The organism is Sorangium sp. So ce321, assembly GCF_051530195.1.
Taxonomy (GTDB): domain Bacteria; phylum Myxococcota_A; class Polyangia; order Polyangiales; family Polyangiaceae; genus Sorangium.
The window spans coordinates 7,570,757-7,592,399 of record NZ_CP150329.1 but is presented as its reverse complement, the minus strand read 5'-3'; the positions used below and the strand labels follow the sequence as shown (position 1 = coordinate 7,592,399).

General features: G+C 70.3%; 16 protein-coding genes. 10 read left to right on the top strand and 6 right to left on the bottom strand.

Annotation, left to right across the window (positions count from 1 at the left end):
* Positions 1 to 72 precede the first annotated feature (72 nt).
* Both WME89_RS27890 and WME89_RS27885 read left to right on the top strand, forming a co-directional pair.
* On the top strand, positions 73 to 1,038 hold the full coding sequence (locus tag WME89_RS27890) for a ferritin-like domain-containing protein (protein WP_438002749.1): 966 nt from the start codon (positions 73 to 75) through the stop codon (positions 1,036 to 1,038).
* Positions 1,031 to 2,185: a 1-aminocyclopropane-1-carboxylate deaminase/D-cysteine desulfhydrase gene (locus WME89_RS27885; RefSeq protein ID WP_438002748.1), complete on the top strand. Its 1,155-nt coding sequence runs from the start codon at positions 1,031 to 1,033 to the stop codon at positions 2,183 to 2,185. The genes WME89_RS27890 and WME89_RS27885 overlap by 8 nt, the downstream gene beginning before the upstream one ends.
* 21 nt (positions 2,186 to 2,206) lie before the next feature.
* Here the strand turns inward: WME89_RS27885 and WME89_RS27880 are convergent, their stop codons facing one another.
* Complete coding sequence (locus WME89_RS27880) at positions 2,207 to 2,845, bottom strand: hypothetical protein (RefSeq protein ID WP_438002747.1); 639 nt, start codon at positions 2,843 to 2,845, stop codon at positions 2,207 to 2,209.
* Between the two features lie 153 nt (positions 2,846 to 2,998).
* Here WME89_RS27880 and WME89_RS27875 point away from each other — a divergent pair, with 153 nt between their 5' ends.
* Positions 2,999 to 4,210, top strand: coding sequence for a hypothetical protein (locus tag WME89_RS27875; RefSeq protein ID WP_438002746.1), 1,212 nt, complete (start codon positions 2,999 to 3,001; stop codon positions 4,208 to 4,210).
* Between the two features lie 10 nt (positions 4,211 to 4,220).
* Here WME89_RS27875 and WME89_RS27870 read toward each other — a convergent pair whose 3' ends face one another.
* Positions 4,221 to 5,264, bottom strand: coding sequence for a rhomboid family intramembrane serine protease (locus WME89_RS27870; RefSeq protein WP_438002745.1), 1,044 nt, complete (start codon positions 5,262 to 5,264; stop codon positions 4,221 to 4,223).
* Between the two features lie 180 nt (positions 5,265 to 5,444).
* Between WME89_RS27870 and apaG the strand changes: the two genes are divergently transcribed.
* Positions 5,445 to 5,828 carry a Co2+/Mg2+ efflux protein ApaG gene (gene apaG, locus WME89_RS27865; protein WP_044965505.1) on the top strand — a complete coding sequence of 128 codons (384 nt, stop codon included), beginning with the start codon at positions 5,445 to 5,447 and terminating at the stop codon, positions 5,826 to 5,828.
* Between the two features lie 270 nt (positions 5,829 to 6,098).
* On the opposite strand, the gene clpA is transcribed toward apaG, so the two are convergent.
* The 3 genes from clpA to WME89_RS27850 all read right to left on the bottom strand — a co-directional run bounded on the left by clpA (position 6,099) and on the right by WME89_RS27850 (position 11,607).
* A complete protein-coding gene (gene clpA, locus WME89_RS27860) occupies positions 6,099 to 8,426 on the bottom strand; it encodes an ATP-dependent Clp protease ATP-binding subunit ClpA (protein WP_438002744.1) in 2,328 nt (775 codons plus the stop codon).
* Positions 8,423 to 8,746, bottom strand: coding sequence for an ATP-dependent Clp protease adapter ClpS (clpS, locus tag WME89_RS27855; protein WP_436619475.1), 324 nt, complete (start codon positions 8,744 to 8,746; stop codon positions 8,423 to 8,425). The genes clpA and clpS overlap by 4 nt, the downstream gene beginning before the upstream one ends.
* Before the next feature lie 287 nt (positions 8,747 to 9,033).
* A complete protein-coding gene (locus tag WME89_RS27850; RefSeq protein ID WP_438002743.1) occupies positions 9,034 to 11,607 on the bottom strand; it encodes a glycogen/starch/alpha-glucan phosphorylase in 2,574 nt (857 codons plus the stop codon).
* Positions 11,608 to 11,849: 242 nt separating this feature from the next.
* On the opposite strand from WME89_RS27850, the gene WME89_RS27845 reads away from it, so the two are divergent.
* Entirely contained in the window at positions 11,850 to 12,461 is a 612-nt protein-coding gene (locus WME89_RS27845; RefSeq protein WP_438002742.1) for a hypothetical protein, read from the top strand.
* Between the two features lie 45 nt (positions 12,462 to 12,506).
* Here WME89_RS27845 and WME89_RS27840 read toward each other — a convergent pair whose 3' ends face one another.
* Entirely contained in the window at positions 12,507 to 13,325 is an 819-nt protein-coding gene (locus tag WME89_RS27840) for a hypothetical protein (protein WP_438002741.1), read from the bottom strand.
* Positions 13,326 to 13,859: 534 nt separating this feature from the next.
* On the opposite strand from WME89_RS27840, the gene WME89_RS27835 reads away from it, so the two are divergent.
* From WME89_RS27835 to WME89_RS27815, 5 genes are all read left to right on the top strand, one after another.
* Entirely contained in the window at positions 13,860 to 14,414 is a 555-nt protein-coding gene (locus WME89_RS27835; RefSeq protein WP_438011979.1) for a SpvB/TcaC N-terminal domain-containing protein, read from the top strand.
* The gene (locus WME89_RS27830; RefSeq protein WP_438002740.1) at positions 14,411 to 14,740 is read left to right on the top strand and encodes a hypothetical protein; all 330 of its coding nucleotides are present in this window, start codon (positions 14,411 to 14,413) and stop codon (positions 14,738 to 14,740) included. Before WME89_RS27835 ends, WME89_RS27830 begins: the two co-directional genes overlap by 4 nt.
* Positions 14,740 to 20,169 (top strand): RHS repeat domain-containing protein, encoded by a 5,430-nt coding sequence (locus tag WME89_RS27825; protein WP_438002739.1) that lies wholly within the window; start codon positions 14,740 to 14,742, stop codon positions 20,167 to 20,169. Before WME89_RS27830 ends, WME89_RS27825 begins: the two co-directional genes overlap by 1 nt.
* Before the next feature lie 5 nt (positions 20,170 to 20,174).
* Positions 20,175 to 20,615, top strand: a complete 441-nt coding sequence (locus WME89_RS27820; RefSeq protein ID WP_438002738.1) for a hypothetical protein — start codon at positions 20,175 to 20,177, stop codon at positions 20,613 to 20,615.
* A gap of 614 nt (positions 20,616 to 21,229) precedes the next feature.
* Positions 21,230 to 21,553 carry a hypothetical protein gene (locus tag WME89_RS27815; protein WP_438002737.1) on the top strand — a complete coding sequence of 108 codons (324 nt, stop codon included), beginning with the start codon at positions 21,230 to 21,232 and terminating at the stop codon, positions 21,551 to 21,553.
* Positions 21,554 to 21,643 lie beyond the last annotated feature (90 nt).

The window sequence follows — 21,643 nt, the reverse complement described above, 5'->3', positions numbered from 1 at the left end:
GTCGGGCTCATCACCTCGGGCCTGCCCGGGGCTGCGACCTGGGCTAGATTCATCGCTACCGGAGGGCGAGCGATGCTGGTGACCCGCGAAGAGATGGCGTTCGATTTCCAGGGCGCCAGGCTCGATCCCGTCAAGGACAAGGACGTCATCGTCTGGGCCGTCCAGCAGTTCCTCTACGGCGAGATCACCGGCGTCCAGATCGGGCACTGGCTCTACAACGCCCCCGACCTGGAGTCCGCGCGCTTCCTCGCGCGCCAGGCCGTCGAGGAGTTCCAGCACGTCGGCAACTTCCTCCGCATCCTCGAGATCCTCGGCGCGCCGCCGGACAAGGCGACCTGGAGCGTGCGCTTCCTCGCGACCGGGCTGATGGGCGGGGACTGGGCCGAGCACGTCGCGCTCGAGATGGCGCTCGGCGAGGGCCTCGTCCTCCAGGCCTTCTACGCGATGATCGACACCGTGGAAGAGCCCGAGATCGTCGCGATCCTGAAGCGCGGGGTGCGGCAGGAGGAGCGTCACGTCGACTTCGGCGAGCAGCAGACGCGCAAGGCCATCGCGGGCAGGCCCGCGCTCCGGCGCCGGCTGCTCGGGCTCGCGCTCGTGTCGCTCTGGGGCGTGTCGCGGCTCGAGGCGTTCATGAAGAAGCGCCTGCCGATGGACCACCCGGCGCTGAAGCGCCTGCCCGCGCTGGTCCGCCACGCGGTGCGGGTCGCGGAGCTCCGCCTCATGCGGATCGGCCTGACCGAGGTGCCGATCTCGTCGATGTCCGCCGGCCGCAAGCTCGCGCTCGTCGCCGAGGCGTACGCGGGCAAGCTCGCGCTCGGCCTCGCGTCGTGGGTGCTCGCGGTGCTCCTCTTCCCGCTCCGGCTGGTCGGCCTCGCCGGGCCGAAGCGGCTGACGGACACGTACCTCAGCGACCCGCTCATCGCGCGCGGCGGCCAGCTCGGCGCCGGGACGGAGGACGACCCCGGCGACGCCGGCGAGCAGGCTGGCCCCGGCGGCTCCCCGCCGGGGCACGGGGCGGCGGCGGCGCGTGCCTGAAGGCGGCGAGGAGCGAGGGGCCCGCGCCGGGGCGTCCGGCGCGGCGGGCTCCTCCGGCGCGGCGGCTGGCTTCTTGCCCGCCTCCAGGGAGCTGCCGCTCTTCGCCGAGCTGCCCGAGCTCGCGGGGCAGGTCCCGTGGCGACCCCTGGCGCACGCGCCGACGCCGGTCGTCCCCTGCGCCGCGATCGAGGGCTACCTCGGCCGCGGCGGCGTCTGGGTCAAGCGCGACGATCTGATCTCGCCGCTCTACGGCGGCAACAAGGTGCGGCGCTTCGAGTTCCTGCTCGCGGACGCGGAGCGGCGCGGGGCGAGGACGCTCGTCACGGTCGGCGGCCTCGCGTCGACGCAGGTCACCGCCACGGCCCTCTTCGGCCGGGCGCTCGGCTTCGCGGTCACCGCGGTGCTCTTCGACCAGCCGCTCACCCGCTTCGGCCAGCGGGCGCTGCTCGCTGGCGCGGCCAGCGGCGCGGAGCTCGTCCACGGGGGCGGCTACGCGACCACCGCGGTGCGGGCGCTCCGGGCGCTGCGCCGGGCCGAGCGGCCCTACTTCATCCTGCCCGGCGCGTCGGCCGCGCTCCCGTGCCTCGGCTATGTCGACGCGATGCTGGAGCTCGCCGAGCAGGTCCGGCGGGGCGAGGCGCCGCGGCCCGATCGCATCGTCGTCGCGTCAGGGACGGGCGGGACGCTGGCGGGGCTCGCGCTCGGCGCGGCGATGCTCGGCTGGCCGACGACGGTCGTCGGCGTGCGCATCACCGAGCGCATCGCCTCGAACCGCGCTGTGGTCCGGTACGAGATCGCGAGCATGAAGCGCCTGCTCGCCCGGCGCGCGCCCCGCTTCACCCGGCGTCGGCTCCCGGCGCCCCGCTTCGCGATCGATCACCGCGCGATCGGCCCCGGCTACGGCGCCCCGACCCCGGCGTCGGTCGAGGCGATCCCCGAGGTCGAGCGGCTGATCGGCGTGCCCGGGGAGGTCACGTACAGCGCCAAGGCGCTCGCCGCGCTGCGCGAGATCGGGCGGGAGCACCCGGGGGAGACGATCCTCCTCTGGCAGACGCTCTCGAGCGCGCGCCCTCCGCTCGCGCCGGGCGGCGCCGCGGCGCTCCCGGCCGCCTTCGCGCGGTGCTTCGAGGGGGAGGTCGCGTGCTGAGGGGCGCGCCTCGCGGCCGGGTCACTTCACGCGCAGGCTGTTCAGGAGCTTGTCGAAGTCGGCGCGCGCCCCGGTCACCGTCTTCTCGGGGCCGGTCATCTTGAAGAACCAGAGCTCGCCGGAGGGCGTCTCCGCGATCGCGCCGAGCAGCGCCTGGTTCGGCTTCGGAGACGAGGCGGGCATCCCCGGCATCCCGGAGCCGGCGAACGTCCCCTTCACCTCGACGACGGTGACCTTGATGTCGTTCACCTTGAGCTCGCTGCGCTTGGGCGCGTCGTCGCTCTTGTCGGAGAACTGGCCGACCCAGCGCGTGATGTTCGCGTCGACGCTGCCGCCGGCCTGGCTCACGCTGAGCTCGGCGTCCTCGGTGTCGCCCGCGGCGCGCTTGATCTTGTACGTGGCCTTGCGCATCGCGTTGGGGTTCGGCGCGCTCTCGAAGCTCGCGGGCGCGTCCCAGGCGAGCTCGGCCCCGGCCGCCTGCTGGCCGGCGGCGGGCGCCTTCGGGGCGGTGGGCGCCGTCTGGGCGGGCGCGGCGGGCTTGCTCGTCGCCGGCGGCTCCGGCGCCGACGTGGCCGTCGGCTCGGGGGTCTTCGAGCACGCCGCGGCGAGCGCGGCGACGAGCGGCAGTACCATGGCGGAGCGGAGCTTGATCATCGTCATCGTGGCAGGCCTCGGCGGGGGTTCGCGGCGACTTTAGCCTCCGCGCCCGGCGCCTCAAGCCGGATCGGACCTGCGCTGGCGCTTCCCTCGCTCCGGGCGGTCGCGTGGTCGGGTCGTGCAGCCGCGCCCGTCGCCGTGATACCACCAAAATTCATGGAACCCACCTTCCGGCGCGCCTTCAACGCTGCCTTCGGGCCGTCGACCTACGCGGATTATCTGGGCCGCCTCGAGCGGCGGCTCGGGTGCTCGATCCCGTTCCGCGTCGCCGAGACGCCGCTGTTCCTGCCGGCCGCGCTGCGCGCGGGCCTCGAGCGCTCCGCGACGGAGATCGTGCGGCAGATCTCGAGCCCCGCGCTGATCGAGCAGATGAAGCGCGCGATCCCGGCGCACCTCGACGTCCCCGGGATGGACGCGCTGCCCAACTGCGCGCAGGTGGACTTCGCGATCGTGCGCGGCCCGGACGGCGCGCTCGAGGGCAAGGTCGTCGAGCTGCAGGCGTTCCCGTCGCTCTACGCGCTCATGCTCGTGCAGACGGAGATCGTGGCCGAGGTGCTGGCCGGGATGCCGGGGCTCGACCGGCGCTGGACGTGCTGCTTCGGCGGGCGGAGCCGCGACGACGTCGTCGCGCACCTGCGCCGCGCCATCGTCGCGGGCGAGCCCGAGGAGTCGGTGGTGCTGCTCGACCTCCACCCCGAGCAGCAGAAGACCTACCCGGACTTCATGGCGACGAAGCTCCTCGTCGGCGTCGACGCCGTCTGCCCGACGGCGCTCGTCCGCGAGAAGGACCGGCTGTTCCGCCGCGTGGGCGGGCGGCTCGTCCAGGTCCGCCGGCTGTACAACCGCGTCGTGTTCGACGAGCTCGAGTCGAAGCGGGTCGAGCTTCCGTTCCGGTACAACGAGCCGCTCGACGTCACGTGGTGCTCGCACCCGAACTGGTACTGGACCTGGTCGAAGTACACGCTGCCCTACATCGATCACCCCGCTGTCCCGCGCGCGCGGACCCTGGACGCGATCGAGCGCGTGCCCGCGGATCTCGAGCGTTACGTGCTGAAGCCGCTGTTCTCCTTCGCGGGCTCCGGGGTGAAGGTCGACGTCACGCCCGAGCACATCGCCGCGATCCCGGAGGCCGAGCGCTCGCGGTGGCTGCTCCAGGAGAAGATCGCGTACGAGCCGGCGCTCCTGATGCCTGACGGGAGCGGGGTGAAGGCCGAGGTCCGGATGATGTTCCTGCGCGCGCCGGGCGAGCCCGAGCTCTCGCTCGTGCTCAACCTGGCCCGGCTCTCGCGCGGGAGGATGCTCGGGGTCGATCAGAACCGGGATCTGACGTGGGTGGGCGGCACGGTGGGGATCTGGCCGGCCGGCTGAGAGGGCGCGGTCAGGCGCGGAGCGCGAGCTGCCACGCGCCGAGGACGAGCCCTGTCGCGGTGGCGCCGAGCGCGACCTGGACGAGGGGGCGGCTCGGGCGGCTCGTCGTAGCGTGATTGCGCAGCGACAGGCCGGCGACGACGCCGATCGCGGCGCCGCTGATCAGGCCGAAGACGTGCGCGCCGAGGTCGGCGCGCGGGCTCGCGCCGAGGGCGCCGAGCAGGGAGAGGCCTCCCACGAGCGGCGCGACGAGCTGGAGGAGGTGGCGCTTCTCGCCGCTGTCCTTGTCGTGCGCGCGGTCGAGCATGAGCTGCGTGGCGGCGAGCAGGCCGATCGCGCCGAACACCGCGGTGGAGGCGCCGATCGACGCGTGGTGGTGGCCCAGGCTGTGGTGCCAGAGCGCGTTCGCGAAGTTGCCGATCGCGCCCGAGGCGACGACGGCGAGCGCCGCGCCGCCCGGCCCGAGGCGGCGCTGCACGGCGGACGCGAACACCGTCCCGGAGATCACGTTGCCGAGCACGTGGGCCGAGTCGGCGTGCAGCGTGAGCGCGGTGATGGCGCGCCACGGCTCGGGCCCGATGACGAGGTCGGCGACGGAGGCGCCGCGCTGGAACAGGCGCCCGCCGCCGCTCGCGGGTCCGGTGACGAGGAAGAAGAAGAGGGCGAGCGCGGCGAACGCGACGCCTGCGACCATGGACGGCGGGTGGCGCGGGCGCTCGCGCGGGCGGCGCGGGGGCCAGTCGCGGTTCTCCGCCTCGTACCGATCGATCGAGCTTGCGGCGAAGGCGTAGTCCTCGTCGCGCACGAGGAGCACCCAGCCTGCCTGGGTGTACCGCACGGCGTGCCAAAGCTCGCTCGATTGCAGGACGAGGGCCCACTCCCGGACCTTGCGTTCCGGCATGACGGGCCCGATTGCCGTGATCCCGAGCCCGTGACCTTCTCCCTCTCCGCCGGGGGCATCGCCGTTCTGGACCATCGCCGCCCTCTCGCCGCGCGCCGGCGGCAGGATCGCGATCGGGACGAACCGCTCGCCTTCAGCACCTCGAACACCCATACTGTCTTGTTCGCCCACGGCGGGTTCCTCCACGGTTCGTTGACCCAAGGTTCCTCGAAACCTGCGGATGAGCCCGGAGGCTGTCAACGCCGGCTCTCCGCCGACCCGGCCGCCTCTTCTCGGCGTCCCCGTTGCGGCCGGGCCCTTGTGCGCGCGGCGCAGCGGTGGCAGTGCGTGTTTGTGTCGACGGCCATCACGCAGGGCATCCGGGTCACCGTCTCGACGGTGTACGTCCCCACGCAGTCTTCCCCGACGGAGCATCGCTACGTCTTCGCCTACACGGTGCGGATTGCGAACGAGGGCACCGAGCCCGCGCAGCTGCGGACCCGCCACTGGATCATCACGCACGGGAGCGGGAAGGTGGAGGAGGTGCGAGGTCCTGGGGTGGTCGGCCAGCAGCCTTCGCTGAAGCCTGGCGAGCACTTCGAGTACACGAGCGGCTGTGTCCTCGAGACCCCTCGCGGCACGATGCGCGGCACCTACCAGATGCACCGCCCTGACGGCCGCGTCTTCGACGCTGAGATCGCGTCCTTCACCCTCGCGATGCCCCATTCGCTGAACTGACGACCGCCCCGCGCCCCTCACCGCCCTTCGGCCTAGAGAGAGCCAGGGTGGAGGGGGTGCCCGTGCGCGCGGGCGGCGGGGTAGGGCCCCACGAACCCGAGCGCCGGCCCGCATCGCAGCGGCGCCTCCCGGACCGACTCACCCGTACGTGCGGCAATAGCCTTCTACGAGGCGCGAGTTCGTGGGAGGGGGCCCTGCCGCCCGCGCGCACGGGCACCTCCTCCACCCTGGCTCCGTCGCTCCCGAGAGGAGCTAGCTCCCCGAGAGGACCTAGCCGGCGGGCGCCGGCTCCACCGCCGCCCCGTTGGTCTTCGGCTTCTCCGCGTCCCCTCCGCTCGCCGCCGAGGCCGCCGCCGAGAACTTGAACGTGAAGTCGTCCCCCTCGAAGTCGATGGCGACGTTCCCTCCGTTCTCGAGGGCCCCGAAGAGCAGCTCATCCCCGAGCCGGCGCTTGATGTCGTTCTCGATCACGCGCCCGAGCGGCCGCGCGCCGTTCGCCGGATCGTACCCGCGCGTCGCGAGCTCGGCCCGCGCCCGATCGGTCACCTCCACCGTGACCGCCCGGTCCGCGAGCATCGCCGCGAGCTCGCCGATGAACTTGTCGACGATGCTCCCCATCACCGACGGATCGAGCGGCTTGAACATGATGCGCGCGTCCAGCCGGTTCCTGAACTCCGGGCTGAACGTGTTCTTGTAGGCCTTGTCGTCGTCGCCCGCCGTGCCCCGCTCGCCGAAGCCGACCCGCGTCTGCGCGAGCTCCCGCGCGCCCACGTTGCTCGTCATGATCAGCACCATGTGGCGGAAGTCGCTCTTCTTGCCGTTGTTGTCGGTCAGCGTGCCGTGGTCCATCACCTGGAGCAGCACCTGGAACACGTCCGGGTGCGCCTTCTCGATCTCGTCGAGCAGGAGCACCGCGTGCGGCGTCTTCGCCGCCGCCTCCGTGAGCAGGCCGCCGCGGTCGAACCCGACGTAGCCGGGCGGCGCGCCGATGAGCCGGGAGACGGTGTGCCGCTCCTGGTACTCGCTCATGTCGAACCGCAGGAAGCCGATGCCGAGCGCCTTCGCGAGCTGCTTGGCGAGCTCGGTCTTGCCGACGCCGGTCGGGCCCGAGAACAGGAACGAGCCGATCGGCTTCTCCGGCGCCCTGAGCCCCGCGCGCGACAGCTTGATCGCGGACCCCAGCTGCTTCACCGCCTCGTCCTGCCCGAAGATCACCGAGCGCAGCGACTGCTCGAGATCCTTGAGCTGCGCCTTGTCCGACGTCGACACCTGGCGCGGCGGGATCTGCGCCATCTTCGCGATGACGAGCTCGATGTCCGCGGTCTCGACCGTGTACCCGTCGCCGTGGCGCAGGCGCGCCGCCGCGCCCGCCTCGTCGAGCAGGTCGATCGCCTTGTCGGGCAGCCGGCGATCCTGGAGGTAGCGCGCGGACAGCTTGGACGCGGCCTCGACCGCGTCGGCCGTGTACGTGACCTTGTGGAACTCCTCGTAGCGCTTCTGCAGGCCCCGCAGGATCTGCGTCGTCTCGTCGACCGAGGGCTCCGTCACCTCGATGCGCTGGAAGCGCCGCGCGAGCGCGCTGTCGCGCTCGAGGTGGCCGCGGTACTCCTGGAACGTCGTCGCGCCGATGCAGCGCAGGCGGCCCGACGCGAGCGCGGGCTTGAGCAGGTTCGAGGCGTCCATCGTCCCGCCGCTCGCGGCGCCCGCGCCGATGATCGTGTGGATCTCGTCGATGAACAGCACCGAGCCCGGCTGCTTCTCGAGCGCGCGCAGCACGGCCTTGAGCCGGTTCTCGAAGTCGCCGCGGTACTTCGTGCCGGCGAGGAGCGCGCCCATGTCGAGCGCGTAGACGGTCGCGTCCTTGAGCGGCGCGGGCACGTCCTTCTTCTCGATCCGCTGCGCGAGCCCCTCCACGATCGCCGTCTTGCCCACGCCGGCGTCGCCGATGAGCAGCGGGTTGTTCTTCCGCCGCCGCGCGAGCACCTGGATCGTGCGGGCGACCTCGTTCTCGCGGCCGACCAGCGGATCGATGCGGCCCTCGGCCGCCTCCTTGTTGAGGTTCATCGTGAACGCGGCGAGCGGATCCTTGATCGACTGCGCGTTGCCGGGCTCGCCGCCCTCGTCCGACGACTCCTCGCGGAGGCTGTCGTCCTGGCCCGTCTTCGAGATGCCGTGCGAGATGTAGTTCACGACGTCGAAGCGGCTGACGCCCTGCTCGCCGAGGATCGTCACGGCCGGGCAGTCGCGCTCGGCGAACAGCGCGACGAGCACGTTCGCCCCCTTGAGCTCCTTCTTGCCCGAGGACTGCACGTGCATGGCGGCGCGGCCGACCACGCGCTGGAACCCGAGCGAGAGCGTCGGGCTCGTGTCCGCGTCCTCCGGCAGGACCTCGATCTCCTCGTCGAGGAAGCGCTCCAGCTTCTTCTTCAAGAGCGGGGTGTCGCCCCCCGCGTGCCGCAGGACCTCGGCCGTCTCCTCGTCGAAGAGCAGCGCGTAGAGCAGGTGCTCGATGGTGACGAACTCGTGCCGGCGGCGCGAGGCCTCCCGGGTGGCGAGCGAAAAGGCGATCTCAACTTCGGGGCTGATGCGCATGGTCATTCCGGCTCGGCGGTCAACCGAAGGGGCATTCCGTGCTCCTTGGCGAAGTCCTGGACTTGGGCGACCTTGGTCTCCGCGACATCCTTGGTGTACACGCCCGCGACCCCGTGGCCGCGGTGGTGCACGCTCAGCATGATGTGCGTGGCCTCCGTCTCGGTGCGGTGGAAGAACTTCATGAGGACGAGCACGACGAACTCCATCGTCGTGTAGTCGTCGTTGTGGAACACGACCTTGTAGCGGCGGGGCTTCTCGACCTTCCGCTCACGCTCGGTCGCGAGGTCGCCCTGCTTGTCTTCTCTTTCCTCAGGATCGTTCGGCATAAATCCGTCGGGAAGGATAGCAAGAGCCCCGCCCCGGCGAGCGGCCGACGAGAAACTCTCCCACCCCGGAAGCATGCTCCGCCCGCGGGGGTTCTGCACGCGCGGGGGGCGGGATTTTCCGTCCGCGTTTTGACGCTCAGGTCGGGGTCCAGATCAGGGGAACACGCGGCGGCAAGACGTGGCCGCCCGGGTGCGCCGGTCGGGTCCGCCCGGCAGACGGCGCCCTCCTCGGGCGGGCGCGGCCGTCCCCCGGCGAACAGGCCGCCGGGGGGACGGCGCGGTCGCTGTCACACCAGCGACATGGCGCCGCCGACGTCGATCTCGACGGGCGTGAGGCCCCAGATGTCGCGCGCGTACTCGCGCACCGTGCGGTCGGAGGAGAACTCGCCGACGCGGGCGATGTTGAGCGTCGACTTGCGCAGCCAGCTCTTCCGGTCGGCGTAGGCCGCCTCGACCTCGCGCTGGCAGGCCGCGTAGGCCTTGAAGTCCGCGAGCATCATGTACTCGTCCCGGCCGAGCAGCCGGTCGAGCAGGGGCTGGAAGAGCTCCCGGTACTCCGGGGAGAAGAAGCCCGACGAGATGAGATCGATCACCTCGCGGAGCTCCGGATCGGCCGCGACGGCGTCGCGCCCCTCGAAGTGCTGGTGGCGGCGGGCGATCACCTCGTCGGCGGTCAGGCCGAACAGGAAGAAGTTCTCCGGGCCCACCGCGTCGCGGATCTCGATGTTCGCGCCGTCGAGCGTGCCGACGGTGAGGGCGCCGTTCAGCGCGAGCTTCATGTTGCCGGTGCCCGACGCCTCCATGCCCGCGGTCGAGATCTGCTCGGAGACGTCCGCCGCCGGGATGATGCGCTCGGCCAGCGAGACGCGGTAGTTCGGCATGAACACGACCCGCAGCCCGGTGTGGCGCCGGTCGCCGTTCACCACGTACGCGACGGCGTGGATGAACTTGATGATGAGCTTCGCCTGCCGGTAGCCGGGGGCCGCCTTGGCGCCGAAGATGAAGGTCCGCGGCGCGACGTGCTCGCCGCGCTTCTGGCGCAGGTAGAGCGCGACGATGTGGAGCGCGTTGAGGAGCTGGCGCTTGTACTCGTGGAGGCGCTTGATCTGCACGTCGAAGATCGAGGCGGGGTCGACGTTGATGTCGAGCTCCTGCCCGATGATCTTCGCGAGCGCCGTCTTGTTCTCGCGCTTGACCCGGGCGACCCGCTCGATGAACTCCGGGTCGTCGATGTGGCGCTCGAGCTCGCGCAGCCGCTCGAACTCCGTCACCCAGCTCGGCCCGACCTTCTCGGTGACGAGCGCGGCGAGCGCGGGGTTGCAGGCGAGCAGCCACCGCCGGAACGTCACGCCGTTCGTCTTGTTGTTGAACCGCTCGGGCCAGAGGTCGTGGAAGTCGCGGAGCAGGTCGCGCTTCACGAGCTCGGAGTGGAGCTTGGCCACGCCGTTCACCGAGTGCGAGCCGACGACCGCGAGGTGGGCCATGCGCACGTGGCGCTCGTGGCCCTCCTCGATGAGCGACATCCGCGCCACGCGGTCGTGGTCCTGCGGGTGGGCGTCCATGACCTCGCGCAGGAACCGCCGGTTGATCTCGTAGATGATCTCGAGGTGGCGCGGCAGGAGCCGCTCGAAGAGCGCGACGGGCCAGCGCTCGAGCGCCTCGGGCAGCAGCGTGTGGTTCGTGTACCCGAAGGCCGCGACCGTCTGCTTCCACGCGTCCTCCCAGGTGAGGAGGTGCTCGTCGATGAGGACGCGCATCAGCTCGGCGATGGCGATGGCGGGGTGCGTGTCGTTCAGCTGGATCGCGTTCTTCTCGGCGAAGCGCGAGAAGTCCGGGTGGACCCGGTTGTAGCGGTTCACGATGTCGGCGATGGAGCAGGCGACGAAGAAGTACTCCTGCCGGAGGCGCAGCTCCTTGCCCTTGTCGAAGTTGTCGTTGGGGTAGAGGACCTTCGAGATGACCTCCGACTGGTTCTTCTCGTGGACGGCGTGCACGTAGTCGCCGGCGTTGAAGAGCTCGAAGTCGAACTCCTCGCCCGCGCGGGCGGACCACAGCCGGAGGGTGTTCACGGTGTTCGACTGGTAGCCCGCGATGGGCGTGTCGAAGGGGACGCCGACGACCTGCTCGGAGGGGCGCCAGATGACGCGGAAGCCGCCGCGCTTGTCGGGGATGCGCTCGGTGTAGCCGCCGAACGAGACAGGGACGGCGTGCTCGGGGCGCTCGATCTCCCAGGGGTTGCCGAAGCGGAGCCACTCGTCCGCGCGCTCGACCTGGTAGCCGTCGCGGATGACCTGCTCGAAGATGCCGAACTCGTACCGGATGCCGTAGCCGTAGGTGGGCAGGCCGATGGTGGCCATGGAGTCGAGGAAGCACGCGGCGAGCCGCCCGAGGCCGCCGTTGCCGAGCCCGGCGTCGGGCTCCTGCTCGACGAGGTCGTCGAGGTCGAGGCCGAGCTCGCCGAGCACGGCCTTGTAGCTGTCGTAGATGTCGAGCGCCTGCAGGTTGGCGACGAGGGCCCGGCCGAGGAGGAACTCCGCCGACAGGTAGTAGCCGCGCTTGACGTCTTTTTCGTAGTACGTGTGCTGCGTCTTGGTCCACCGGTCGACGAGGCGGTCGCGCACCGAGAGGGCGAGGGCGACGTACCTGTCGAACGGCGTGGCGGTCAGCGACTCCCGGGCGCGCGAGTAGTGGAGGTGGTCGGCGAAGGCGCGGCGCAGGGCGACCGGGTGCATGCCGGTGCGGGCGTCGGGCGCCGGATTGCCGCGGAAGAACGCGGCGGGGGCTTCTCGCTGGGCGGACGTTTCTCGCGGCGCGGGGGTTTCTCTCTGACGGGTAGGATCGACGTCGATCGGGTTGGCCATGGCGGCGCACTTTAAACGGATCCGGCCCTCGACGGTGCGCTGCGCGACGTGTCGTAGAGGTTTCCGAGAGGTCGGGGTACTCCGCCGATGCCGGTTGCGCGCCTCGCGCCCGGCCCCGGCTGTGCTACGAGCGGCGCTGGCGGTGCGGCTTCGGAGGGCGCGGCGGGAGGGGCGTCGCTGGCGCGAGAGCGCGGCGGCGTCGCTGAGCGAGAGCGCGGCCTGCGGCGCGCGGAGCTGGGAGAGTGGCGTCGATGGTCGAGGGCGAGCGGGCGGCGAGGCGGGACGGCGTGCACGGCGGGGCCTTCGCGATCGCGCTCGCGGGGGCGCTGGGGTTGCTCGGCGCCGCGGCGGGCTGCGACGACCCTTCGAGGGGTGGCCGGGCAGCGACGAAGGCGTTCGGCGAGGCGTGCGCGCGGGATGAGGAGTGCGCGTCGGCGGTGTGCGCCGCGATCGGGGGCGTCTGCTCGAAGACATGCCAGGCCGACAGGGAATGTGGGACGGGCTACGTATGTCGTGCTCGCCAGGATCGACCGGGCAGCGAGTGCAGCAAGCCGATGGGGCTGGCCCTCGGCGCGGAGTGCATGACGGCGGCCCAGTGCCAGCATGGCCGGTGCCTGCACCGGGCCGGGCAGACGGACAGGCCGGGGTTCTGCTCGGTCCGCTGCGAGAGCGCGGCGGACTGCCCGGCGAGCCTGTCCGCGTGCGAGCAGGTCGCGGACAGCGAGGGGATGGCGATGTGCCTCCCCGGCGGGGCGGGGCCGGGCGCGGCGGCCATACCCGGCCCGGAGGTCAAGGCCTCCGAGCGATCGGGCGGGAAGGCGGATGGCGGGGGGGCTGCTGGTACGGGGCGGTGAGGTGGTACGGGGCGGTGAGGCGGGGGCGCGCCGGGTAGCGCCCCGTCAGGAGGCGGCGGTGAGCTCCGGCCCGGCGAGCGGGGCGAGCCCGGCGCTGTCCGGCTTCGTCGTCCCCGTCGGCTGCGCGGCCGAGGGCGGGATGCGGGCGCCGATCGGCGGCACGTGGGCGTCGAGCTGGCGCAAGCCGAACACGGCGACGCCTGCTTCCCGCAGGTGATCGTGGCGCTGGTGGATGACGGTCCAGAACTGGTCGCGGACGACGGCCTCGGGCGACCGCTCGGAGGGCCTTTGCTGGGCGCCGCGGGGCCTGAGCTGGACGAGGAGCCAGCTCGCGTGCTCGGCCATGACGGAGAGGTAGTCTGGCGAGAACGGGTGTTTGCCGTCGAGGGGCTCCGCGAATTCGTGGAACATGCCAGCGATGTCCACGCCGTCGCGGGCGCTGTCGACCGGCCCCGAGCCGCGGCGGATGGCGGCCACACGCTGTCTGGGCACGAGCTTGAGCTCCGCGAAGATCTCGAGTTGTCGCAGCGTGAGATCGCGCATCGGGCGGAACTTCTCCAGGCGCGCCTCGATCTCGCGCTCGCTCGCCGCCGTCACGATGCGCCCCGTGGCCGCGACGAGCCCGAGCGCGAGGCTCGGGAGCTCGAGCACGTCGTCGATCGGGCATAGCGGCAGCTTCTCGCGGACGAGGTCGAGCCGGGGGAGGATCGCCCTCACGCCGCGATCGACGTTGGCGCGGACGATATCGACCGAGAGCCGGCAGATCTCGGCGCGATCGGCCGGGACCTCCGCCTGCACCAGCGGCAGGAAGTGTCGGTAAGCCTCGTTCGCGTCAGAGGTGGTGAAGATCTGGCGTGCAGACACAGACGGCTGGGTATTCTTCCGTTTCGATGTGGTCTTGGTCTTGGCCATTCTCGCAAGCTATGCGCTGCGAGCGCGCGTGTCATCGGGGATTCGAATGCCGAGAGGGAGAAGGCAAGTTCTCGACGGCGGAAGGGGAGGACAGGTGAAGGGAGGGGGCTATAAGGAGGGGCTCGAAGGCAGGGTAGGGTCTCGCGGGGAGACGGGAGATGGTCGCGGGGGGAGAGGGTACCCTTCGTCACGAGGCCGGAGGTGGTCTCGGAGGGAGGGTGGGGTCTCGCCGGGAGATGGGAGATGGTCGCGGGGGGAGAGGGTACCCTTCGCCACGAGACCGGAGGTGGTCTCGGAGGGAGGGTGAGGTCTCGCCGGGAGACGGGGAGCGATCTCGACGGAGAGTCGATCGCGAGAAGTATATTGACTCGCAACAATGGTCATGGTCTTTGCCACGCTCCCCGGTGAGCTGCTCTTCATGGCAGCTGATTGTGTCTGATACGGCGGGACTGCTTCGGGGGAAGCACCGCTCCATGGGTGGACGATATGAAGATCAAAAAACGGCGCGAGGCCGCCCGGACGGCCTCGCAGCATCCTCGACGATTGGCGATGCATGCATTGGCGCCGGCGCCCTCGTGGGCGTCGTCTCTGCGCTGGTTTCTGGCCATGCTCGTGCTGGTCCTGGTCGCCTGCGGCACGCACGAGCGACCGGAGGCCGGGGGGCGCGGCCTCGCCATCTCCGCGGCGACGATCGATGAGCCGCCTGTCCTCCAAGAGCCTCTGGATATCCCTCAGTCATCGATCGTCCGCGGTGATGACGTGGGCTACCTGCCCGGCGGGGGGCAGGTCACCGCGGATGGCGCCTTCACGTACACGATTCCGCTCGACGTTCCTGCGGGGCTGGGGGTGACGCCGAGCCTCGCGCTTCACTATTCGAGCCGCGGGGGCAACGGTCCGGTGGGCCGCGGGTGGAGCGTCGCCGGCAGCTCGTCGGCGATCGCGCGCTGCGATGCGACGATCGCCACGGAGGGCGCGCCGATGGTCCCGATCACGATGCGTCGGACAGCTATTGCCTCGACGGCAAGAAGCTCGTCTCCGTGAAGGGATTCGGGGGGCGCAGCGAGTACCGCACCGAGGACGACGAGATGTCGATGATCCTCGCGCTCGACGGGGCCAGCGGGGGCGGCCCGGGGGCCTTCGAGGTGCGCACCAGGGACGGCCGGATCCGCATCTACGAGGAGACGTACGCGACGCGGGTCGTGGCCACCGGCGATGCCGAGCAGCCGGCCGGCATCGTGACGCCGCTCTGCTTGGCTACGAGAGGGGTAGACTCGGCCGGAGCCTGCTCTCCTCCGTCCAGAAGTGCGGGTACCGGGGGACTTGCCTCTGGCCGAAGCGGCTGCACTGGGTGCACGAAGACCCTTTGATGTTCGCCGGCGGTCCCGTGCTCCCCACCTCCGAAGCGGTCACCTCGCTGCGCGTCTTCGACGCCAATGGGGACGGGCGGGACGACATCCTCCGCGCCATCGACGTGCCGAGGCCGCCGATCCCGCCCCGTGAGGAGCCGCTGCCGCCTGGGCCGGTACACATCCCGCCGGAGCCGCCGGATGAGCTCTTCCTGAGCCTCTCCGAGCCCGGCAGCGAGGTCGCGTTCCGGACCCTGCGCGTCGATGCCAAGCGCTCTCCGCTGGAGAACACCAACCTGAAGCACAGCCGCCCGGTGGACGCCAACGGTGACGGCAAGGTGGATCTGCTCGCCTACGACACCACGACGTGCAGCTATCGGCTGGTTGAATGGAGCGACGAGGACCAGGCGTTCGTCGCCACCGGTGTGACGCTGGCGGGCAGCCTCCGCTTCTCGTGCTCGGGCGAGTTCTCCGGGACGCCGCCCGGGCTCGAGCTGGTCGACCTGAACGGCGATGCGTTGCTCGATGTCTTCATCGACGTCGAGCGGGGAATCCACGATTCCTTCTGGCACATCCAGATGAACAAGGGCGGCACGTTCGACAAGCGCCGCAACACCGGCGTGCGCGCCGCGCCCGCCCGGTGTCCGGAGGCGGTCGGCGGTGATCTCGACGGCGACGGCCGCGGCGAGCTCGTCGTCGGCGAGGACTTCGACTGCGCGACGGGGGTGGCGATCGGGCTCGACGACGCCGGAGCGGTGACGAAGGCGCCCGCGTTTCCGCTGAAGCGAGGGGGCTCGCGGGTGAAGCTCGCCGATGTGAACGGCGACGGGCTGAGCGACGCGCTCTGGGTCCGCCGGAGCTCGGTGGAGCTCAGCGTGAACACGGGCAACGGGCTCGGCCCTGCCGTGACGCTCTCGGATCCGGGGCTCGCGGAGGTGCTGGGTCTGGACACGGCCGAGTCGGGGAGGAAGGTGATCGAGCCGTTCGACCTCGACCGCGACGGCCGCGATGACCTCGTCGTGTCGATCTCCGACTGGCTCCACCCCGGGCCGCCGGAGCCCCACACAACGGACAGGGTGATCGCCCTCCTCTCGGCGGGCGACGGCACGTTCCTGCGCGAGGAGATCAGCTGGGAGGAGCCGGAGACAGGGACGCATTACTCGCCGATCCCTGCGGGGGACGCGATGTGGCGCGGCGACTTCGACGGCGACGGCCGCGCCGACGTGCTCACGCTGAAGGGGACATCGCTCCAGGTCACGCTCGCGACAGGAAATGACGTGGAGCTCCTGAGCGGCGTATCCGACGGCGATGAGCCGCGATCGAGCCGCGTGCAGGTCCGGTATGGCCGGACGGATCCGGCCTCGTCGCCTGCTGCCTCGTGCACGTATCCGCAGCGGTGCGTGCGCCGCGGGGTGCCGGTGGTGGCGCGGGTGGGCGGGCTCGAGTGGCCCGGCGGGACGCACTATCGGTTCGAGGACCTGCGGACGGACCTGCTCGGGCGTGGCTCGCTCGGGTTCGGGCGGATGATGGAATGGAGCAGCGCGTGGCCCGTGGAGCGGGTCACGACCTTCGATCATGCGACGCGGGTGGGGACGAGCTATCCGTACGCGGGCCGCCCTCGGTCGATGCAGGAGGTCACGCCGATCCTGCCCCACGGCGCGCTGGGCGCCCGCGATTGCTACGCGGAAACTGACGGATCGTGCACGCTCGAGGAGGGCCCCGCGAGGGCAAGAGCGCGGGTGGTCTATCAGGAGCTCGATTACCGGATCAGCAAGCTGAACGGCGACCGCAGCTACTTCGTTTCCGCGCGCTCGATGGAGCGGCGCGAGTACGAGGATCCCGACGTGGGCATCGACTGGGCCGAGGGGGCGCGCACGCACTGCATGGACGTGGACGACCCCGGCGATACAGCGCCGATCCGGCAGAGCGCGACGTACGAGGTGGACGACCATGGCAACCTGCGGAAAGAGACGGTCGAGACCGAGGGGGGCATGCGTCGCGAGGTGACGAGGACGTTCGATGTGCGGCCCGACGAATGGCTCGTCGGGCTGACCGACACGCAGGCGGAGCGCACGTACGAGGCTGGCTCGGCCCCGCCGGCGAAGCTGCACACCGACTACCACCATGACGAGCGCGGGCTGCTCGACGAGGTGAAGATCGAGCCGGACAGCACGGACGCCGACGTCCGGGAGACGATCTCGCTCATCCACGACGAGGCAGGGCGGCTGCGGCAGGAGAAGCGGGAGGCGGCCGGGGAGTCGCCGCGGATCTGGAATTACGAGTACGACGATGTGTTGGGCGAAGGGATCTTCGTCAGCCAGGTGTGGAACGGGCTGGGGGTGTCGCAATGGATGTACACGCACCCGGGCTACGGGGTGCTCATGGGGGAGATCGACGCGAACGGCGCGCGGTCGACGCGAATCCATGACGACCTCGGCCGCCTGAAGAAGGCGAGCTCCGGCACGGGCGCGGTGAGCGAGACGGCGATGGCGGCGCGGATGGATGCGGGGAAGGCGGCCGGGTTGATCGTGGAAACGACGCTGGCGAGCGGAGGCCGCGCGACGGCGACGCTGGACGAGCGCGGGCTCGTGGTGGAGCAGGCGGAGCGGGCATTCGACGGGCGGATGAGGGTGCGCAAGCAGTCGTACGACGAGTTTGGCCGGCCGCTGTCGGTGAGCCGGGCCGGGTTCGAGGTGGCAGCCGAGGAGAAGAGCGAGTGGAAGTACGACAGCCTGGGTCGGGTGCTCTCGGAGACGGGGCCGGACGGCGCGCGGCAGCGGTACGAGCACGAGCTCTTCCAGACGATCACGATCGATCCTGAAGACCGGCGCAGCCGGCTGGTCGTGGATGTGGAGGGGCGGCCGAGCGAGACGGCGGTGGAGGTGGACGGCGAGTGGCGGTCGACGAAGCTCGCCTATGGACCGAACGGCAAGCCGTGGAAGGTGACCGACCCGAAGGACAACGTGACGGAGATGGCTCACGACGTACGCGGGCGGCGCACGAGCGTGCGCGACCCGGACGCGGGGACGCGGGTCACGAGGTACAACGGGTACGGGGAGATCCGTGGTGAGGTGAACGCGCTGGGGCAGACGACGGTGGTGGAGCGGGACGCGATGGGACGCAGGCATCGTGTGACGAACGCCGACGGGGTGACGACGTTCACGTGGGACACGGCGCCGCACGGGATGGGTCAGCTCGCCGCGGCGGTGAGCCCGGATGGGACGGCCGTGTCGTATGCGTATGACGACAGGGGTCGGGTCTCCGAGGTGCGGACCACGGTCGAGGACGAGGCGTTCGCGGTGGGGGTGACGTACACGCCCGACGGGCTGCGCGACGAGCTGCTGTACCCGAAGGTGCCGGGGCGGGACCGGTTCCGCGTGAAGCACGTGTACGAGGACGGGTCGCTGTCGGAGCTGCGCGCGAGCCGGGAGGACGGGACGCTGCGGTCGCTGTGGAAGGTGAACGCGAGGAACGCGGACGGGGCGCTGCTGAAGGCGACGCTGGGCAACGAGGTGATCGCGGAGCGGACGTACGAGCCGGTGACGGGGCGGCTGGAGACGGTGCAGGCGAAGAAGGGCGGGCCGCTGCAGGCGCTGACGTACGGGTACCACGATGACGGCCGGGTGCGCGAGCGGCGCGACGGCGTCGCCTTGCGGGTGGAGACGTTCCATTACGACGAGGTGGGGCGGCTGGAGAGGTGGGAGCTGGCCGCGCCGGGCGGTGCGCGGGGGACGAAGTATGGATATGACGAGCTCGGCAACCTGGGCACGATCAAGGTGGACGGCGTCCTGTCGGAGGAGAACAGGTACGAGCCGACGGGGAGGCCGCACGCGGTCACCGCGCGCGATGGGGTGACGTTTGGCTACGATGCGGCCGGGCGGCTGGAGACGTCGAGCGCGGGGCTCGGGGTGCATTACACGGCGTTCGACCTGCCGAGGTGGGTGGAGAAGGAGGGAAAGGGCTGGGAGTTTCTGTACGACGCGTTCGGAACGCGGGTGAAGAAGACCCAGGACGGGGAGGAGGCGATCTACGTCGGTGGGGTGTACGAGCGGCGCGATGACGCGGGCGGGACACGGCACGTGTTCCGGGTGGCGTCGCCCGAGGGAGAGGTGGCGCAGGTGGTGTTCGCCGGCCCCGGAGACGAGCGGACGCTGTACGTGCACAGCGACCCGCTGGGGAGCGTCGGGCTGGTGACGGACGATGCGGGTGAGGAGGTGGAGCGGCTGCACTACGAGCCGTTCGGGAGGCGGATCGACGCCGACGGCGAGGCGCTGGGGGTGGCGAAGGCCGAGAAGCGCGAGGTGAGGCACGGGTTCACGGGGCACCGGCACGACGAGGAGCTCGGGCTCATCGACATGCACGGGCGGCTGTACGACCCGAGCCTGCGGCGGTTTCTGACGCCGGATCCATTCGTGACCGACCCGCTGTGGGGGGAGAGCTATAACCGGTACAGCTATGTGATGAATGACCCGGTGAACCTCGTGGATCCGACGGGGTGGGTCTGGAAGCGGGTCAAGTTCGACAACGGCGGCGAGGGGTGGGTGGAGTTCGACGACTCCACCGGGAAGCCCATCACCATGGGGGAGACGATCAATGTCGGCGCGCCGCCCGACGGGCCGCCATCCGGTGGGGATAAGCCGCCTGTCGATGAGCCAGGGCGCCCGGAGTTCGAGAGCGACTGGGCGGCGTTCGTGCATGCCGGAGACGAGTACTTCGAGCAGGGCGGGGGCTCGTCGGTGGGCGACGACTACTCGGGGACCGGGGGCACGCTGGCGGCGGTGCTCGAGCGCGGCGTGAGGCTGTCGGACGTCACCGGGGAGAGACCAACGGCCGGCGTCGTGAGCGGGTCGGTGATGGGGGATCCGGTCATCGTGCCGAGGTTCAACTGGTCGGCGTCCGTGGCGAGGGACCTGCACGAGGCGCTCGAGCTCGGGGGGCTGGCGTGGCACGCGGGCAATGACGGCGAGGCGTTTGCCCAGGACCTCCGGGCGGCGATGGATGTGCTGGCGCTGGGCGCCGCGGTCGCCGTCGAGAGCGGGATCGGGGCCGCGATGGTCCTCGGCGCCGTGCTGCCAAAGCTGGGGGGAGGAGCGGCGTCGGAGGGCGCAACGGGTGTGGCTCGCAGCCTTCACGGAGAGGCGGTTGCTGCGCGGGATGCGCTCGCGGCAAAGTTGGCCCAGACACGGCATCCGCCTGCAACCGTGGTCGGTGCATACTCGCCATCGTCTGGGCGAGTGATAGCTGGAGCCAATCGGGGTGGCGGACTTGGCTGTGCCGAGGGCGTTTGCTCCGAAGCTCTCGGGCATCCGTCTGACATCCGTTTCACGCAGGCTGTGAGGCCCCGAACGGGGCAACCCGTTGATGTTTGTTCGATCTGCGAATCGACGTATGGTCGCGGTGCATTTCCGGATCCAGCTACGCGTTTTCGAACCGACCGAGGAGGGCAGTAATGTCTATGATAGCAGCAAAGTCCGCCAACGAAATTCTCGGCATGGAGTTCGACTGGTTAGCCAGCGACGCTGATGGGTACGTCGCCCTGTTCAGTACCGCGGGCGGCGGCTACGCCCCGGATGAGTTCCTACGAGATACGGATGCACATGATGCGGCGATCGACGTTGTCCTTGCTTCACCCGCGTCGACCGTGGCGAGGTTCGCGCCAGAGCTAGCCCCGGGATTGAAGAACACGTGGCGTATGGTGGCGGAGCGCGGGCTCTTCGCATTTGACTCAGACCCCCATGGCGGGCCCTACCGCATGGTCGCAGCGCCAGTTGATCCCATTCGAATCGCCGACCTGCCCAGGCGCGTGAATGACATCGTCGAACGTCTGAAGCTCCGCCAAGTGCGATTTGCAGACCAGTCGGTCGTCCCGACGGAGCTCCTTCAGGAGAGGGGGTAGTCCTCGTCGAGCCGACGGGGTGGGGCTGTACGCGGATCACGTACGATAATGGCGGTGAGGCGAGGGTGGACGAGTGCTTCGAGCAAGGCTGATTGGACAGGTGCCAACAACTGTCTTCCAAGCTCCACCAGTCGTTTGGGTGGAAATTGGGGAGGCTGACGGGGGAGTCCAGCTATATCGATACAGTTCGGAAGGAGTGTGCGTGGCAGACACCTGGCACCTGACCGTCGATGAAGCCAAAGCACAAGCCGAGTTCGAGTTCGGGATACATGCCCCCGACTGGTCTGACGTTGGCGAAGTCTGATGCCCGTGGGAGATCGCCCGGCTCTGCCGAGAAGGCTCCCGAGGTTTGGCATCGTCGAGATTGGTTCCCGCGCGGCTTCAGTCACACGGAAGCCGCGCAATCCCCTTCGATTTTTTTTGACCGGTATGAGCCGCGAATATGCAAGACGTCGACGTGCATCATGAGCCGACATTCACCTTGCCGGAGCGGATGCGCCGTATCGTGAGGCAACTCACCTCCAGGTCGGAGTGGGCCTAGCTTCGCGCTTAGAGCAGAGCGGCGGCTCTTCGGTCGGCGATGGCCGTTCGGGAACTGGGGCACGCTGGCCGCGGTGCTCGAGCGCGACGTCCGGCTTTCGGATCTCATTATGGAGCGCGTGGGGCTGCTGACGGATGATGCGGGCGAGGAGGTGGAGCGGCTACACTGCGAGCCGTTCGGGAGGCGGATCGAGGCGGACGGCAAGGCGTTGGTGGTGACGAAGGGCGAGAAGAGCGAGGTGAGGACCGGGTTCACGGGGCACCGGCACGACGATGAACTCGGGCTCATCGCCATGCGCCGCGGAGGACGCGGCGCGTGTCCACGTGCACGGGTAGAATTGTGGGAACTGTTCTGGAGATTGGTCGACGAGTTTCGCGCCACCGTCGATGCGCGGTAGCGGTCCACATCACAGACGCGAAATTCACGTTCCATATTGATGATGCGCCCAGGCGTGCGATCTTGATGTGACGTGGCAATCGGTCAGAGC